The organism is Bacteroides sp. AF32-8BH, assembly GCF_003435205.1.
Classification (GTDB): Bacteria; Bacteroidota; Bacteroidia; order Bacteroidales; family Bacteroidaceae; genus Bacteroides; species Bacteroides ovatus.
In genome coordinates this window covers 1-13,954 of the sequence record NZ_QVLZ01000077.1, presented here as the reverse complement: position 1 = coordinate 13,954, position 13,954 = coordinate 1, and the positions used below count along the sequence as shown (strand labels likewise).

At 41.6% G+C, this 13,954-nt stretch carries 11 protein-coding genes; 9 read left to right on the top strand and 2 right to left on the bottom strand.

What is annotated here, in order from left to right; translation table 11 throughout:
- Positions 1–123: 123 nt before the first annotated feature.
- Positions 124–723, bottom strand: a complete 600-nt coding sequence (locus DWZ47_RS29260) for a hypothetical protein (protein ID WP_117515598.1) — start codon at positions 721–723, stop codon at positions 124–126.
- Positions 724–1,115: 392 nt separating this feature from the next.
- Between DWZ47_RS29260 and DWZ47_RS29250 the strand changes: the two genes are divergently transcribed.
- The 4 genes from DWZ47_RS29250 to DWZ47_RS29235 are packed head-to-tail and all read left to right on the top strand — an operon-like array spanning position 1,116 to position 6,162.
- Positions 1,116–2,447, top strand: coding sequence for a TolC family protein (locus DWZ47_RS29250; protein WP_008023145.1), 1,332 nt, complete (start codon positions 1,116–1,118; stop codon positions 2,445–2,447).
- Positions 2,448–2,469: 22 nt separating this feature from the next.
- On the top strand, positions 2,470–3,561 hold the full coding sequence (locus DWZ47_RS29245; RefSeq protein ID WP_008642648.1) for an HlyD family secretion protein: 1,092 nt from the start codon (positions 2,470–2,472) through the stop codon (positions 3,559–3,561).
- A gap of 49 nt (positions 3,562–3,610) precedes the next feature.
- Positions 3,611–5,248, top strand: a complete 1,638-nt coding sequence (locus DWZ47_RS29240; RefSeq protein ID WP_117515594.1) for an MFS transporter — start codon at positions 3,611–3,613, stop codon at positions 5,246–5,248.
- Positions 5,249–5,286: 38 nt separating this feature from the next.
- Positions 5,287–6,162 carry a helix-turn-helix domain-containing protein gene (locus DWZ47_RS29235; RefSeq protein ID WP_032844236.1) on the top strand — a complete coding sequence of 292 codons (876 nt, stop codon included), beginning with the start codon at positions 5,287–5,289 and terminating at the stop codon, positions 6,160–6,162.
- 4 nt (positions 6,163–6,166) lie between these two features.
- On the opposite strand, the gene upp is transcribed toward DWZ47_RS29235, so the two are convergent.
- Positions 6,167–6,820 carry a uracil phosphoribosyltransferase gene (gene upp, locus DWZ47_RS29230; RefSeq protein WP_004310703.1) on the bottom strand — a complete coding sequence of 218 codons (654 nt, stop codon included), beginning with the start codon at positions 6,818–6,820 and terminating at the stop codon, positions 6,167–6,169.
- A 280-nt stretch (positions 6,821–7,100) separates the two neighbouring features.
- On the opposite strand from upp, the gene pckA reads away from it, so the two are divergent.
- The 5 genes from pckA (at position 7,101) to DWZ47_RS29205 (ending at position 13,885) form a co-directional block, all read left to right on the top strand.
- Positions 7,101–8,708, top strand: coding sequence for a phosphoenolpyruvate carboxykinase (ATP) (gene pckA / locus DWZ47_RS29225; RefSeq protein WP_004323800.1), 1,608 nt, complete (start codon positions 7,101–7,103; stop codon positions 8,706–8,708).
- Positions 8,709–8,857: 149 nt separating this feature from the next.
- A complete protein-coding gene (locus tag DWZ47_RS29220) occupies positions 8,858–10,168 on the top strand; it encodes a MutS-related protein (RefSeq protein WP_117515592.1) in 1,311 nt (436 codons plus the stop codon).
- 117 nt (positions 10,169–10,285) lie between these two features.
- A complete protein-coding gene (locus DWZ47_RS29215; protein ID WP_117515590.1) occupies positions 10,286–12,775 on the top strand; it encodes a glycosyl hydrolase family 95 catalytic domain-containing protein in 2,490 nt (829 codons plus the stop codon).
- 31 nt (positions 12,776–12,806) lie between these two features.
- The gene (locus tag DWZ47_RS29210; protein WP_032844234.1) at positions 12,807–13,364 is read left to right on the top strand and encodes a chromate transporter; all 558 of its coding nucleotides are present in this window, start codon (positions 12,807–12,809) and stop codon (positions 13,362–13,364) included.
- Positions 13,361–13,885, top strand: coding sequence for a chromate transporter (locus tag DWZ47_RS29205; protein ID WP_004296410.1), 525 nt, complete (start codon positions 13,361–13,363; stop codon positions 13,883–13,885). Before DWZ47_RS29210 ends, DWZ47_RS29205 begins: the two co-directional genes overlap by 4 nt.
- Positions 13,886–13,954 lie beyond the last annotated feature (69 nt).

Here is a 13,954-nt window from a genome sequence, read left to right as displayed (position 1 = left end):
GTCTGGGCTTTGCGCATAAAAAAAGGCTGTGTCAGCGTTTTGACACAACCTCTACTTTACATTCACTAAAAAAATTATGAAAAACAAACGCTATTATTCATAGAAACATATTAAGTGTGATATTTAGAAGCTTTTTTGTTCAAAGTCCGGACCCTTGTCAGGATGATTATCTTTGTGCATTCTTCTTTGAGAAGCTTTTTTACGTGCGGAATTTTGTTCGGTCTGCCATTTCTCATACTGCTCTTTTGTCAGAATCTTTTTTATTTTCTTTTCTTTGGTTTCTGCGGCTTTCTTTTGTGAGTCGGCAGAATTGGTATCTCTGCTCATCATCGGACCACCTCCCATTCTGCCCGGGAAACCACCTTCTCCCATCATTGGCGGTTGGCCTCCACCCATTGGCGGACGTCCTCCCCGCATACCGTGACCTTCTCCCATTGGTGGGCGATAGTCATCCGAATTTTGCATAGCCTTGAAAAATGCTTTTTGCTCTTTCAGGTTCAGCTTATATATTTTCTTATATTGTTTATCTGTCAGTTGGAGCAACTTATTCATTTGCTCTGTCATCTGGGTTGCTACCTTCTCTGGATTCAGAACTTCGCGTGGAAGATGCTTTTCTTGTTGCTGCCTTTCTTGCGGCTCATTATTGGCTTCTTGTGCATCTATAAAACCTGCACAGCATGTTAAGCTGACTGCCAATCCTATCAATTTCATGTTTTTTCTCATTTCTCTTACTGCTTTTATTTGTTTTAATATCTCAAAGCTAAGTAGATACTGGAGCAGATAAAAATAAAATCGACTAAGGGTGGAGATTTGTCTATCAAATGCCTGACTTTTCTTCGTCCGATGGGTTTATGCTATTATGCTTTGGGATGGAGGAAGGTTCCCCGCCTTGAAACTACAACAGTAACCTATTACCATACTGAAAATACGATGAATAAAGGGTTTGATAATATAGGTGATAGGTTGAAAGAGTATTCTTGTTTTTATCAATGAGAGTGACTGTCCATTCATTTACCCATTGAAAAAGGAAAATATGAATATAAACAAATAGTTTGTGGATAGTCTTATTATGCTGTAAGCTACTAAATTTGTAGCCAATAATAGAGCATTATGTTATGAAAAGACTACTATTCATTTTTTCCTTTTTTTTCTTGTTCGTGTTACGTGGGAATACACAGGAGGTAGAGATTCTGACATTAGAGGATTGTCTCCGTATTGGCATTGATAATAACTTGTCGTTAGAAGGGAAACGTAAAGAAATACAAAAAAGTAAATATGGCGTATCTGAAAACCGTTCAAAGCTGCTGCCGCAAATTAATGCGATAGCCGGTTATAATAACAATTTTGATCCTCCGGTGTCAGTCACAGACGGTTCATCTTACGGAGTTCCCTATAATATAACGAAAACATTGCAACATTCTGCTAATGCAGGACTGGAAATGCAGATGCCGCTTTTCAATCAGACTCTTTATACTTCTATGTCCATAGCTAAAGTGATGGAAGAAATCAGTCGTCTGTCTTATGGAAAAGCCAGGGAAGATGTTATTCTTCAAATCAGTAAGATGTATTATCTCGGACAGGTCACGGCCGAACAAATCATGCTGATAAAAGCAAATATCACCCGTCTGGAGGAGTTGAGAGATATTACACAGGCTTTCTTCGATAACGGAATGTCTATGGAAGTCGATCTGAAAAGAGTCAATATCAATTTGGAAAATCTGAAGGTGCAATATGACAATGCACAAGCAATGATGAAACAGCAATTGAATATGCTGAAATACATTATGGATTATCCGGCTGAAAAGGAAATCGCGCTGACACCGGTAAATACCGATAGCATTACTACGGTAGCCCTGACCGGCTTGTCGGAAAATATCTATGAACTTCAACTCTCACAATCGCAAGTGCAACTGGCGGAACGACAAAAGAAGATCATTACTAATGGATATATCCCTTCTCTTAGTCTGACAGGCAGCTGGCGATATGCCGCATATACGGATAAAGGTTATCATTGGTTCCACTCCGGTCCGTCCAATCAATGGTTTCGTTCCTATGGAGTGGGGCTAACCTTGCGTATTCCGATTTTCGACGGACTGGATAAAACCTATAAAATAAAGAAGGCGATGATCGATATAGAGAACAAAAGACTGGCATGGGAAGATGCCCGGAAGAATTTGCAAACTCAATATCTGAATGCTGTGAACGACCTGATGAACAATCAGCGTAACTTTAAGAAACAGAAGGATAACTACTTGCTTGCCGAAGATGTGTACGCAGTCACTTCCGACCGTTACCGGGAAGGCATTGCTTCTATGACAGAAGTGCTGCAAGATGAAATGCAGATGAGCGAAGCTCAAAACAACTATATCAGCGCACATTATAACTATCGGGTGACTAACCTGATGCTGCTTAAACTGACCGGACAAATAGAATCATTAGTCAAATAATACGCAAATAACAATCATAAATATGGAAACAATGGAAAATAACCTTCCTTCCGCTACTCATCAGGAGAAAGCAAAAAAAATGAAGAAACTTCGTCGCTGGCAGATTGCTATCAGCCTTCTCGGAGTGGCTATTATTGTTTGGGGAGTGATTGAAGTGATCTGCCTTTTTTTGAATTATAGCCAGACAGAGACTAGTAACGATGCACAAATAGAACAATATGTGTCTCCTATCAATCTACGTGCTTCAGGTTACATTGACAAAATCTACTTTACAGAACATCAGGAGGTACATAAAGGAGATACTTTACTGGTACTGGATGATCGTGAATATAAAATTCGCGTAATGGAGGCTGAAGCTGCCTTGAAAGATGCGCAAGCCGGTGCGACCGTCATCAATGCTACACTCAATACCACGCAGACAACAGCATCTGTTTACGATGCGTCTATTGCCGAAATTGAAGTACGGTTGGCGAAACTGGAAAAAGACCGGAAACGATATGAGAACCTCGTGAAACGAAATGCGGCTACTCCTATCCAACTTGAACAGATTGTTACTGATTATGAAGCTACGCGTAAGAAGCTGGAAGCTACGAAAAGGCAGAAAAAAGCAGCTCTTTCCGGTGTAGATGAAGTGTCCTACCGTCGCATGAATACCGAAGCGGCTATTCAAAGAGCAACAGCTGCGCTCGAAATGGCCCGGTTGAATCTTTCCTATACGGTTGTAATAGCTCCTTGTGACGGAAAACTCGGCCGTCGCTCATTAGAGGAAGGACAGTTTATTTCGGCAGGGCAGACCATCACCTATATTCTTCCTGATACCCAGAAATGGATCGTTGCCAATTATAAGGAGACACAAATCGAGAACCTGCATATCGGACAGGAAGTATTTGTCACAGTAGATGCCATTAGCGATAAAGAGTTTAAAGGCAAAGTCACCTCTATATCAGGAGCTACCGGCTCCAAATATTCATTAGTGCCGACCGATAACTCCGCAGGCAACTTTGTGAAGATCCAACAGCGCATCCCCGTACGCATCGACTTCACCGATTTATCGAAAGAAGACAACGAACGATTAGCAGCAGGCATGATGGTAGTAGTGAAAGCCAAACTCTAACCACCGCGCACCTATAATTCATAAATCATAATTCATAAATCAAAGATTAATGCCCTCTTATCCTAAAAATTATCCTTTCTATAGCTGGATGCCCAAACCGTTGGGTATTATCATTCTGTTATTTTTCTTTCTGCCGATTCTTACGGTAGGCGGGGTTTATTCGGTGAATAGCACCGAAATGATGAGCGGGCTTGGCATTATATCCGAGCATATCCAGTTTGCCAACTTTGTTACTTCTATTGGTATGGCAGCCTTTGCTCCTTTCCTATATCAGTTGGTGTGTGTGCGGCGGGAGAAGATGATGTGTATTGTCGGGTTTGCGTTCATGTATATATTCAGTTATATCTGTGCAAAAACAGACAGCATTTTTCTGTTGGCGCTTTGTAGTCTTCTGACAGGTTTCTTGCGTATGGTACTGATGATGGTTAATTTGTTCACACTCATTTGGTATGCGGGTGGAATGGAAGCTACCCGCAATATTACTCCGGGGTTGGAGCCGAAAGATACTGCCGGTTGGAATAAATTGGACATTGAAAGATGTGTGAGTCAGCCGGCTGTTTATCTGTTTTTTATGATTCTAGGACAGTCGGGCACAGCATTGACGGCTTGGCTGTCCTTTGAATATGAGTGGAAATATGTGTATTACTTTATGATGGGGATTCTCCTAATCTCTATTTTGCTCTTGTTTATTACCATGCCGAATTATAAGTTTCCCGGAAGGTTTCCTATTAATTTCCGTAAGTTCGGCAATGTCACTGCATTTTGCATCTCGCTGACTTGTCTCACGTATGTGCTGGTTTATGGAAAAGTACTCGACTGGTATGATGACGAATCTATCCGTTGGGCGACAGCTGTAAGTATTCTTTTTGCGGGAATTTTTCTATATATGGACGTAACGCGCCGGTCGCCTTATGTTTTGCTGGATGCGTTCAAACTGCGTACTATACGTATGGGAGCATTACTTTACTTATTATTGATGGTGATAAACTCCAGTGCTATGTTTGTCAATGTGTTTGCAGGAGTGGGGATGCATCTCGATAATCTGCAAAATGCTTCATTAGGTAATTGGTGTATGGTAGGTTATGCTATTGGCGCCGTGATTGCTATGGTGTTGGGAGGTAAAGGGTTACATTTTAAGTATCTGTTTGCGATGGGATTCTTCTTCCTGTCTTTATCAGCTGTTTTCATGTATTTCGAGGTACAGACAGCAGGAGTTTACGAGCGTCTGAAATATGCAGTTATCATCCGTGCCACAGGCATGATGATTCTGTATGCGCTGACGGCTGCTTATGCCAATCAACGTATGCCTTTTAAATATCTTTCCACCTGGATCTGTATTATGCTTACTGTGCGTATGGTTGTGGGACCGAGTATTGGCGGAGCAATTTATACAAATGTTTTGCAGGAGCGCCAACAACACTATATAACCCGTTATGCGCAAAATGTGGACCTGCTTAATCCGGATGCTTCCACTTCCTTCCTTGGTACGGTACAAGGTATGAAATATCAGGGAAAGAGTGAGACGGAAGCCCGTAACATGGCTGCTATATCTACCAAAGGGCGTATTCAGGTGCAGGCCACGCTCTCTGCACTCAAAGAGATGGCGGGATGGACAATTTATGGTGGGTTAATTTGTATGATATTTGTGCTCGTTGTTCCTTATCCTAAACGAAAATTGCTAACTTAGCGTCGTTTTTGATAATGATCTGTTAATATATTAGTATGATGGATAGCGGACAAGATCGTTTATTGCAGTTTGATCGCGATTTGTTAAGTGGGAAAAATATATGTAGCTCCGAAGGGATATTTGTAAATTTTCCACCCTCACTGAAGAAACCTTTCCAAATGAAAGGACTGGGGCTGGTTATTTGCCGCCAGGGTAATTTCCAGTTTTCGCTTAATCAGAAAAAGCATTTCGCTGAAGCGGGCGAAAGTTTGTTTATTCCCGAAGATGGCGAGTTTCAGGTTTTGCAAGAATCGGAAGACATGGAGGTGCAGATTTTGATCTATCAGATAGAACCTATCCGGGATATTATGGGGAATCTGGTTGTTTCCATGTATATGTATTCCCGCCTTACTCCCGAAGAACCTTCTTGTGTCTGGTCTACTGGTGAGGAAGAAGAAATAGTAAAGTATATGTCTTTATTGGACAATGTGTTGCAGTCGGAGGAGAATTCATTTAAACTTTATGAGCAGAAATTACTTCTACTTGCATTGACGTACAGGATTTGTTCCATTTATAACCGCAAACTCGTTAATGACGGGCGGGAAGTGGGAGGACGCAAAAACGAAGTCTTTATTCATTTGATCCAGTTGATCGAAAAATATTATATGCAGGAACGCGGCGTTGAGTTTTATGCGGATAAATTGTGTTTGTCTCCTAAATATCTTTCTGCCGTTTCTAAGAGTATTTGCGGATATACCGTGCAGGAACTTGTATTCAAAGCGATCATTCGTAAGAGTATTTCGTTACTTAAAAATACGCAGAAGGATATTCAGGAGATTTCAAATGCCTTCGGCTTCCCCAATGCCTCTTATTTCGGTACGTTCTTTAAGAAACAGGTTGGGGTTTCACCGCAGCAATATCGGAAGAATCTTTAAGCGTTTATTCTTTTTCACCATAGGCAAGGTCGCCTGCGTCACCCAATCCCGGAACAATATAAGAATGTTCATTGATTTCCGGATCAATGGCAGCGCACCAAATGGTTGTCTTGTCTTCAGGAAATACATTCTTTATATGGTCAATGGCCTTTTGGCTGGCAATAATGGAAGCAACGTGAATTTCAGCGGGATGACCTTTCGTCAACATTGCCTGGTAACTTAGTTCCATACTGCCTCCTGTTGCTAACATAGGGTCGGTGATAATCAGCGTTTTGTCATCAATGCGGGGAGAAGCGATATATTCTATGTGTATATCGAATTTTAGCGTATCTTTATATTTGCGGTAAGCGGAAACAAACGCATTTTCCGCTCCGTCAAAATAACTAAGGAAACCTTGATGGAAAGGCAGACCAGCACGCAGGATCGTACTGATTACTAAATTGTTGTCCGGCGTACTGACCGGAGCGATTCCCAGTGGTGTCTGGATGTTCTTTACCGAGTATTTAAACTCTTTACTCATTTCATAAGCCATGATTTCTCCGATCCGTTCTATGTTACGGCGGAAACGCAGGCGGTCATTCTGAACTTCTACATTTCTAATTTCGGATATGTACTGGTTTAGAATCGAATTAGTTTGGCCAAAATCAATTACTTTCATATTATATTTTAATCAGATTTTAATCTCATTTTCACAGCATTGCTAGCATACTGACTTGCAAAGTAAACGATAATCTTTCAAATTGCAATATTCAGTTTGCAGATATTGTTAGGAATTTATAAAAGAGTTTCAATTAGGGAAAAATTTCTCTAATACCTTCTTCCTTTCCAAAGAAAGTATTACTTTTGTAGCCGGATTTACAAGGGGCTATCCAAAGCTCCCCATGTTAAGGTGAAAAGAGATAGAAAACAAAATACCAATTTTAATTAATTCAAAGAAAATGGCAAATTTAGATTTAAGCAAGTACGGCATCACAGGTGTGACCGAGATTTTGCACAATCCGTCTTATGATGTTTTGTTCGCTGAAGAAACAAAACCGAGTCTGGAAGGCTTTGAAAAAGGTCAAGTAACTGAATTAGGCGCTGTGAACGTGATGACAGGTATCTATACCGGTCGTTCTCCTAAAGATAAATTCTTCGTTAAGAATGAAGCTTCTGCTGATTCTGTATGGTGGACTTCTGAAGATTACAAAAACGACAACAAACCATGTACTGAAGAAGCTTGGGCTGACTTGAAAGCTAAAGCTGTAAAACAACTTTCCGGCAAACGTTTGTTCGTTGTTGATACTTTCTGTGGTGCTAACGAAGCTACTCGTATGAAAGTACGTTTCATCATGGAAGTAGCTTGGCAGGCTCACTTCGTAACTAACATGTTCATCCGCCCGACTGCTGAAGAACTTGCTAACTACGGAGAACCTGATTTCGTATGTTTCAACGCTTCTAAAGCAAAAGTTGACAACTACAAAGAACTGGGCTTGAACTCTGAAACTGCTACAGTATTCAACCTGAAGACTAAAGAACAAGTAATTCTGAATACTTGGTACGGTGGTGAAATGAAGAAAGGTATGTTCTCTATCATGAACTACATGAACCCGCTTCGTGGTATCGCTTCTATGCACTGTTCTGCTAACACTGATATGGAAGGAACTAGCTCTGCTATCTTCTTCGGATTGTCTGGTACAGGTAAGACTACTTTGTCTACTGACCCGAAACGTAAATTGATCGGTGACGACGAACACGGATGGGATAACGAAGGTGTATTCAACTACGAAGGTGGTTGCTACGCTAAGGTTATCAACCTGGATAAAGAAAGTGAACCGGATATCTACAATGCTATCAAACGTGACGCTTTACTTGAAAACGTAACTGTTGACGCTAACGGTAAGATTGATTTCACTGACAAGAGCGTGACTGAAAACACTCGTGTTTCTTATCCTATCTATCACATCGAAAACATCGTTAAACCGGTTTCTAAAGGTCCTCACGCAAAACAAGTTATCTTCTTGTCTGCTGATGCATTCGGTGTATTGCCTCCAGTATCTATCCTGAACCCGGAACAGGCTCAATACTACTTCTTGTCCGGATTTACAGCTAAATTGGCTGGTACAGAACGTGGTATCACTGAACCGACTCCGACATTCTCTGCTTGCTTCGGTGCTGCTTTCTTGTCATTGCATCCGACTAAATATGCAGAAGAACTGGTTAAGAAGATGGAGATGACTGGTGCTAAAGCATACTTGGTTAACACTGGATGGAATGGTTCCGGCAAACGTATCTCTATCAAAGATACTCGTGGTATCATCGATGCTATCCTTGATGGTTCTATTGACAAAGCTCCTACTAAGGTTATTCCTTTCTTCGACTTTGTTGTTCCTACAGAACTTCCGGGTGTTGATCCGAAGATCCTTGACCCACGCGACACTTACGAATGTGCTTGCCAATGGGAAGAAAAAGCTAAAGATTTGGCTGGACGTTTCATCAAGAACTTCGCTAAATTTACTGGTAACGAAGCTGGTAAGGCTTTGGTTGCTGCTGGTCCGAAACTCTAATTGGAGAATCAGATATAATATGGAAGGCGGTTCGATTTCGAACCGCCTTTTTTGTTTATGCCTGTGCCTTTCTATGAGAATAAATGCTGTTTGTTTAAAACTTTTCCCTATATTTGCCAAAACAGGAGTACTAACCTTTAAAGGCGGTTATGGTATATCTAGCTACTGACAAACAGACCTATGCGGATCTAAGCATTACAGAGACTGCTAATAATGAGCAATTTCTTTTCTCTTTGTTTTCCAAAACAGAGACAAAAGAAGGAAAAGCGCTGATGTTGAACTGGATTATGTATCCGCTAAGTGATTTGGGGGAAATCCGTAAAAGACAGGAGGCTATTGTCTGGGATGCTTTGCCCGAACTTCTTTTGAATGAAGAAGAGCTGGATTTTATTGAGTATTACCTGGCTTATCGTGACCAGATACGGGAAGCTCGTATTTTACTTTCATGTGCTACTGTTATCGACCGTCTGGTGCGATATGATTCGACCCGTTATGTGATCTGCAGAGGGGTGAAATTAGTGGTTCATCTCTTGCATTGTCTGAAGGAATGGGCGACAGAACTACCACAGGGCGCCCCGCAACTCATGAAAGAATCTGCTGCTATGATTGATAATATTCTCCATGGAAGTGAATTGGAGGAAGTATTGGAGCAGACCTCTGATGAGGAAAAACGACTATCTAACTTTGTCATAGACAAATTCGATTATCTGTTCCGGTGTACTCGGTTGTTATCTTTGAAGGAACTTCTGTCTGTTATATATCTACTTGATGTCTGCCGTACAGCTCACCGGGTGGCAAAAGAGAAGAACTTCTGTTGTATGCCGATAATGGTACCGACAATGGACTTCTCGGTGGAGGGAGTCGTTCATCCTTTTGTGAAAGATGCGCAGCCAAACAGTTGGCAGATGTCCCGGGGAAATATATGCATTTTTACAGGCTCTAATATGGCGGGAAAGTCAACAACTTTAAAGGCATTGACCTTGGCTGTCTGGTTGGCACATTGCGGTTTGCCTGTTCCTGTGAAATCAATGATTTGTCCTCTTTACGAGGGGATTTATACCTCTATTAATCTGCCGGATTCTTTGCGGGACGGACGAAGTCATTTTATGGCGGAAGTACTCCGTATTAAAGAAGTGATGCAAAAAGCTGTGACCGGAAAACGCTGTTTGGTGGTATTAGATGAGATGTTTCGCGGGACGAATGCTAAAGATGCGTTTGAAGCCTCCGTTGCCGTCAATGAATTACTGAAAAGCTTCTCTCATTGTCATTTCTTGATATCGACACATATTTTGGAATATGCGAAAGCCTTTGAAAAGGATTCTTCCTGTTGCTTTTATTATATGGAAGCAGAAATTATTGATGATGCGTTTGTCTGTCCTCATCGGTTGTTGTCAGGGATTTCAGAGGCCAGAGTCGGGTATTGGGTCGTGAAAAAAATACTGTCGGATGGTTTGATGTAATTTTACCTCATTATAGAGGTTGTTGAGATTCTGTTTTATTTTTATTAGATATATATTTTGACTACTTTTGTACAGACTATAAATAGGTTATTAATCTTAAATAACGACGCGACGACCATGAAGAATTTTTATTTCCTTCTTATTAGTTCCCTATTCCTTACCTCCGGGCTTTATGCGGGAGAAACAGATTATACTCAAGGACTTTCCATCTGGTTTGATACTCCGAATACTTTGCAGGGATATGCTGCCTGGTATGGCGGAAGACCGGATTTGTGGAAAGATGAAAATAAACCGGTAACAGCAGGAAGCGGACATAATCTGGATGCCAGTTGGGAGTCACAGTCATTGCCTATTGGTAACGGTAGCCTCGGCGCAAATATTATGGGATCGGTGGAAGCCGAACGTATCACTTTCAATGAAAAAACGCTTTGGCGCGGTGGTCCGAACACAGCGAAAGGTGCGGACTATTATTGGAATGTCAATAAACAATCGGCCCATCTTTTAGATGAAATACGCAAAGCATTTACAGAGGGAGATCAGAAAAAGGCTGAAATGCTAACGCGACAGAACTTCAATAGTGAAGTGTCGTATGAAGCTGACGGAGAAAATCCTTTCCGTTTCGGTAGCTTTACTACAATGGGAGAGTTTTATGTAGAAACCGGACTGAATATGATAGGAATGAGCGATTATAAGCGCATTCTTTCTTTGGATTCGGCTATGGCAGTCGTACAATTCAAAAAGGATCGTGTGGCTTATCAACGCAATTTTTTTATCTCTTACCCCGCCAATGTAATGGTGGTACGTTTCAGCGCGGATCAATCGGGGAAACAAAATCTGGTTTTCAGTTATGCGCCCAATCCCCTGTCTACCGGCAGCATGGTTTCTGATGGAAATAAAGGACTGGTTTACACAGCTTCTTTGGATAATAATGGAATGAAGTATGTTGTGCGCATCCAGGCAGAAACAAAAGGAGGAACACTGTCTAATGCAGATGGAAAGTTGACGGTGAAGGATGCAGACGAAGTTGTATTTTATATCACAGCGGACACTGACTATAAGATTAACTTTGATCCGGATTTCAAAGATCCGAAAACATATATAGGCGTTAATCCCGAAGAAACGACAAAGCAGTGGATGAATAATGCAGTGGCGCAGGGATATACAGCTTTATTCAATCAACATTATAATGATTATGCTACTCTGTTCAACCGGGTTCGGCTGAATCTGAACCCAGCGGTGAAAGGAGTGAATCTGCCTACTTCCCAACGTCTGAAAAATTATCGGAAAGGACAGCCGGATTATTATCTGGAAGAGTTGTATTATCAATTTGGACGTTATCTTCTGATTGCCAGTTCCCGTCCGGGCAATATGCCTGCTAATCTACAGGGGATTTGGCACAATAATGTCGATGGACCGTGGCGTGTGGATTATCATAATAACATCAATATCCAGATGAATTATTGGCCTGCTTGTTCTACCAACTTGAATGAGTGCGTGCTTCCGTTGATTGACTTTATCCGTACACTGGTGAAACCGGGGGAGAAGACTGCACAAGCTTATTTCGGAGCAAGAGGATGGACGGCATCTATCTCCGGCAATATTTTCGGCTTTACCACTCCGTTGGAAAGTCAGGATATGTCGTGGAACTTCAATCCGATGGCAGGTCCCTGGCTGGCTACTCATATATGGGAGTATTACGACTATACAAGAGACTTGAAATTTCTGAAAGAAACCGGCTATGAACTAATTAAGAGTAGTGCGGATTTTGCAGTCGATTACCTGTGGCATAAGCCGGATGGAACCTATACGGCTGCTCCGTCCACTTCGCCCGAGCATGGTCCTATCGATCAGGGAGCTACTTTTGTGCATGCCGTAGTGCGTGAAATTCTGATGGATGCGATTGAAGCAAGCAAAGTGTTGGGTGTAGATAAGAAAGAACGTAAGCAATGGGAGCATGTGCTTGCCAATCTCGTTCCCTATCAAATAGGTCGTTATGGTCAGTTGATGGAATGGTCGGTGGATATTGATGATCCGAAAGATGAACATCGTCATGTGAATCATCTGTTCGGCCTGCATCCGGGACATACTGTTTCTCCGGTCACTACTCCCGAACTGGCGAAAGCTGCTAAAGTGGTATTGGTGCATCGTGGTGATGGTGCTACCGGTTGGAGTATGGGTTGGAAGTTGAATCAGTGGGCGCGTTTGCAGGATGGTAATCATGCTTATACTTTATTCGGCAATTTATTGAAGAACGGAACCATGGATAATTTGTGGGATACGCATCCGCCTTTCCAAATTGATGGGAACTTTGGTGGGACAGCGGGAATCACCGAAATGCTGCTCCAAAGTTACATGGGCTTTATTCAATTATTACCGGCTTTGCCGGATGCATGGAAAGACGGTTCTATCAGTGGTATCTGTGCAAAAGGAAATTTTGAGGTGGATGTGATCTGGGAGAATCATCAATTGAAAGAAGCTGTTGTACGCTCTAATGCAGGAGGCGACTGTGTCATAAAGTATGCGGATCAGACTATCTCCTTTAAAACTGTGAAAGGACGCAGTTATCAGATTGGATATGATGCAGCCAAAGGGCTCATTAAAAAATAAACACAAAATGTCGGAAAATTAGAAAGAAAGGATGGTACTGGAGTATTTAAAATTATTCGTGACATTTGCGAAGATTGGAATGTTTACTATTGGTGGCGGTTATGCCATGATTCCGTTGATTGAACGGGAGATTGTTAACAAGCAATGGATGAATAAAGAAGAATTTATGGAGATGTTTGCTTTGACGCAGTCGCTTCCGGGTGTGTTTGCAGTGAATATTTCTATTTTTGTAGGATATAGGTTGTATAAGGTGGGTGGTAGCCTGGTGTGTGCATTGGCTACGATTCTTCCCTCTTTCGTTATCATGATGCTGATAGCCATGTTTTTTGCACAGTTTCAGGATAATGAAGTGATGATTCGTATCTTTAATGGAATACGTCCTGCCGTGGTAGCATTGATTCTGTTTCCTTGCATTTCTGCTGTTAGAGCTTTGAAACTGAAGTATTTTCAGTTGGTTGCTCCTGCCATAGCTACCGTGTTGATCTGGCAGTTCGGCTTATCACCTATTTATATTGTGGTGGCCGGAATTATAGGGGGATTGGTATATACATTATGGTTGAAAGAAAAAATAGCGAATAAACAGGTATGATATATTGGCAATTACTTTGGGTGTATCTTAAAATAGGTATGTTCGGTTTTGGGGGTGGATATGCGATGCTTTCCCTGATTCAACATGAAATAGTGGATCTTCATCATTGGCTGACTCCTCAACAGTTTACGGATGTGGTCGCAATTTCGCAGATGACTCCGGGACCGATTGGCATAAATAGTGCTACTTACGTAGGTTATGCGGTAACACAAAGTGTTTGGGGAGCTGTGTTGGCCACTGTAGCCGTTTGCTTGCCTTCTTTTATTTTGGTGTTGCTCATTTCTTATTTCTTTGCGAAGTGTAAGGATAATAAGTATATTAAAGCGGCTATGTCTGGACTGCTTCCTATGTCGGTCGCGCTGATTGCTTCGGCTGCATTACTTATGATGAATAGAGAGAATTTTATAGACTATAAAAGTATCGGTATTTTCGCAGCCGCCTTTTTGGTTACATGGAAATGGAATCTTCATCCTATTCTGTTGATTTGTCTGGCGGGTGTGGTAGGATTACTGTTGTATTAGTAATACTTATGGGAAAAAGGAGGTTGTGTCAAAACGTTGGCACAACCTCTTTTATATTTTACAGTTCTG

Excerpts from the sequence above, each read along its gene's own strand:
- DWZ47_RS29260 (WP_117515598.1), bottom strand. The coding sequence starts at position 723 with ATGAGAAAAAACATGAAATTGATAGGATTGGCAGTCAGCTTAACATGC.
- upp (WP_004310703.1), bottom strand. The coding sequence starts at position 6,820 with ATGAAAGTAATTGATTTTGGCCAAACTAATTCGATTCTAAACCAGTAC.
- DWZ47_RS29250 (WP_008023145.1), top strand. The coding sequence starts at position 1,116 with ATGAAAAGACTACTATTCATTTTTTCCTTTTTTTTCTTGTTCGTGTTA.
- pckA (WP_004323800.1), top strand. The coding sequence starts at position 7,101 with ATGGCAAATTTAGATTTAAGCAAGTACGGCATCACAGGTGTGACCGAG.
- DWZ47_RS29235 (WP_032844236.1), top strand. The coding sequence starts at position 5,287 with ATGGATAGCGGACAAGATCGTTTATTGCAGTTTGATCGCGATTTGTTA.
- DWZ47_RS29215 (WP_117515590.1), top strand. The coding sequence starts at position 10,286 with ATGAAGAATTTTTATTTCCTTCTTATTAGTTCCCTATTCCTTACCTCC.
- DWZ47_RS29245 (WP_008642648.1), top strand. The coding sequence starts at position 2,470 with ATGGAAACAATGGAAAATAACCTTCCTTCCGCTACTCATCAGGAGAAA.
- DWZ47_RS29240 (WP_117515594.1), top strand. The coding sequence starts at position 3,611 with ATGCCCTCTTATCCTAAAAATTATCCTTTCTATAGCTGGATGCCCAAA.
- DWZ47_RS29210 (WP_032844234.1), top strand. The coding sequence starts at position 12,807 with ATGGTACTGGAGTATTTAAAATTATTCGTGACATTTGCGAAGATTGGA.
- DWZ47_RS29205 (WP_004296410.1), top strand. The coding sequence starts at position 13,361 with ATGATATATTGGCAATTACTTTGGGTGTATCTTAAAATAGGTATGTTC.
- DWZ47_RS29220 (WP_117515592.1), top strand. The coding sequence starts at position 8,858 with ATGGTATATCTAGCTACTGACAAACAGACCTATGCGGATCTAAGCATT.